Source organism: Acidithiobacillus albertensis (assembly GCF_001931655.1).
In the GTDB taxonomy this organism is placed as follows: Bacteria; Pseudomonadota; Gammaproteobacteria; order Acidithiobacillales; family Acidithiobacillaceae; genus Acidithiobacillus; species Acidithiobacillus thiooxidans.
The window spans coordinates 1-3061 of record NZ_MOAD01000108.1 but is presented as its reverse complement, the minus strand read 5'-3'; the positions used below and the strand labels follow the sequence as shown (position 1 = coordinate 3061).

General features: G+C 49.0%; 4 protein-coding genes. All 4 read right to left on the bottom strand.

The window, feature by feature from the left end:
- Window positions 1-966 (bottom strand): trypsin-like peptidase domain-containing protein (locus BLW97_RS18360; protein WP_143215003.1); only part of this gene is annotated, 966 nt, incomplete at its 3' end.
- Between the two features lie 176 nt (window positions 967-1142).
- Entirely contained in the window at window positions 1143-1328 is a 186-nt protein-coding gene (locus BLW97_RS18355; protein WP_143215002.1) for a hypothetical protein, read from the bottom strand.
- Window positions 1329-1581: 253 nt separating this feature from the next.
- Window positions 1582-1989, bottom strand: a complete 408-nt coding sequence (locus tag BLW97_RS18830; RefSeq protein WP_158006060.1) for a DUF4168 domain-containing protein — start codon at window positions 1987-1989, stop codon at window positions 1582-1584.
- Between the two features lie 501 nt (window positions 1990-2490).
- A complete protein-coding gene (locus BLW97_RS19310; RefSeq protein ID WP_143215000.1) occupies window positions 2491-2934 on the bottom strand; it encodes a hypothetical protein in 444 nt (147 codons plus the stop codon).
- Between the last annotated feature and the right edge of the window lie 127 nt (window positions 2935-3061).

Below are 3061 nucleotides of genomic sequence, written 5' to 3'. Positions count from 1 at the left end.
GCCTACCGGTTCCTGAAGATGCAGGGCCTGGGCCATTTGCGGGGTGACATCCTGCACTTCGACACCCAGATACCCGAACTGAATGGGTTTATGGTCCTTGAAGTCCTGCACCACACGCATGACGGTATTGATGGGGATGGAGAATGACAAGCCCATATATCCGCCGCTGTTGGTATAAATCTGATCATTGATGCCGATTACCTGGCCCTTCATGTTAAAGAGCGGACCACCGGAGTTGCCGGGATTAATGGGCACGTCGCTCTGGATGAAAGGGATGTATTCGTCATCAGGCAACGGCCGGTTCATGGCGCTGACCACCCCCTGGGTGACGGTATTGTAAAAACCGAAGGGCGCACCTACAGCCAGCAACCACTGTCCGACTTTCAGATGATCAGAATTGCCGATAGGGACAGTGGGAAGATCCTTGGCATCAATTTTCAGCAGGGCGGTGTCGTAGCGTACTGAAAGTCCGATCAGTTTGGCGGGATAGGCATGATGATTGGTCAGCGTGACGACAATATGATTGGCACCCCGTACTACGTGACCGGCGGTGACAATGTAACCATCCGGGCTGATGATAAATCCGGAACCCAGTGATTGAATTTTTTCGTGCTGCTGATGGCCGGGACCGGCTTGTCCGGGTGCGCCGAAATGCTGAAAAAACTGGTAAAAAGGAGAATTTGGCGGAAACGGGTTGTGCTGTTGGTGGATGACTTTGTTGGTGGTGCTGCTGATGTTCACCACTGCCGGACCATAGCGATCAATAATGGGGGTAAAGTCCGGGAGGGCAACCAGCGCCTGTTGGGGTGCGGTGTTGGTGTGGATGGATAAGGCGGGCGACGTAGGGGTGGCATCGGCCTGTGCCCATTCGGTGGCGCCCAGGGTAAAACCAAAGCACGCAGCGACAACAGCAGTAATCAGTAGTTTCGGGCGTTTCAACAGGGTTTTCGGGCGACTATTCGCCATAGGACACTCCTTTGGAGTTTTGGTTCTGCAGTATGCATAAAGGGACCCCAAACAGAGGGCCATAATTGACGCTTTCCTTCGTTTTACGTAGCAATGCAACAGGCATAGTGGACGCTTAACGATTCAGGCATCAGCCCATCGTCGCCACGATCTCAAAACACGCTGCCATGACTGGGTTAGTTCAGATGATTATTGTTGATGACCTGCCAATGGCTTCCACCCAATTTTCCAATTTCGATCATCTGAATTTGACCGTTCCTGATCATGGAGCATCGATAAATCAGGCCGTGCAAATGCCTGCACTGATTGATCTTTGTTTCTTTGACTTCCTGATCAATATGCTGCATCTGACTCTTGGTCATATTCATGTCCATGTTGTTGTCTTTAATGGCACGGATGATATCTGCTTTTTTGAGTGCTTGACGCACATCCTGATGGCTAGGACCGAAGACGCATCCAGATAGCCCAATAACGATAAAAAACAACAAAAAAAGGCGTCTTGAAAGATTTTTCATTGCGATTTTTGATAAGTTATAGAATAGGGTCGACAAAAACCGTCAGAGATACCATGAATGGTATCCCTGACGTTCCATGAATCACCTACCAAGGCGAGGACTATGCACCGGACTTGATAGCGGCCTCTACCTTTTGGGCAAACTGTGGATCGCTGTGCGCTTTTCTCATGAGCATCTCATAAGTACTTGCGGAGAGATCGTTTTTGGCCAGAATTCCGTGAACATCCTTTGCATAGGTCTGTTCAAGTGCCTGTTGCTTGGCTTTGCTTACGCCTTTTTGCATGGCTTCACCACGCATTTTGGAACTCAGGGGCTCGATTTCCCGCAGAGCGGAAGCAAAATGCATGATTTCAGCGTTACTCACCGCAGGGCCCGCCTGAGGTGCAGAGGGCATCATTGGCTGGGAGCCAGATTGCGCTCCCGCTTGCGGCGCTCCGGAAGCCATAGGCGGTGTAGACGGACCGTTCTGCATTGCCGGTGAGGACGGTTGGGGTTGAGTGGTGGACATGGGGCTGCTCATGCTTGCAAAAGCAACGGATGTGCTAAACACGAATATTCCGAGTGCCGTGATTACATTAGTCTGAATGCTTTTCAATAGTTCATCTCCCTTTTAGGTAAAAGAAAAGAGCATGGATTATGCTCGTAATTGCTTGAGTAAAATTGCACAAGCGTTTTTACGGTAACAACAGATAATCTGTATTGTCAAATATGTGAATCAAATTTAACAAGTATTTAAACTGGTCAAAATATGAGTGTTGCGCATATTCAACATGGAGCCAGAAAACACGTTAATGTTTATAAGAAATCTCTTCTGTAATTTAACAGAAAACTGATATACCACATTAATATTTGTTTTTTTACCACCGTTCGTGTAGATAAGCATGCTGACGTGATCCATGGGTAATGATCATTCCCAGATACGGCAATTCATGCGCAACGGATTCTACGATCAGTATAAATTACGTTTGCGGATGATCTTGCGGAGACAAGACCATCCAGTACCTTATGGTTATGATGTTTTGGTTGGCGGTTGATTCGGATTCGATTGAGTCGCTGGTTGGCCTTCGGGGGATTGAGCAGAGGCTGAGGCCCCATGCTGCATGGAGTATGAGTGTGACTGTCCCTGAGAATGGTATGCCGGGGTCGCCCCACTGGCCGATGACTGTCCGCCATAAGGCTGACTAGCAGCAGAAGAACCGTGTTGCATGGCCGGTGAAGAGGGTTGTCCCTGAGGCTGGTATCTCGGGGTTGCCGCACTGGCTGATGACTGTTCTCTGTAAGGCTGGGCAGAGGAAGAGGCGCCATGCTGCATGGCGTGTGAGGATGACTGTCCCTGTGGTTGATATCCTGGGGTCGCCGCATTGGCAGGGGTCATGGAACTCGCAAAAGCCATAGAAACGCCTAAAGCGAATACACCAAGGCCCATCATCAATCTGGAATTTGAGTCTTGCATTAAGATCCTCCACCTAAAAAATCGATAGAAAGTAGTCAAATAGATATTGACCGTAGTACGTGGAATCCTCCACGACGTCAGTACGCTAACAATACAAAATGGAGTTCGTCAAACCCTAATAAACGAT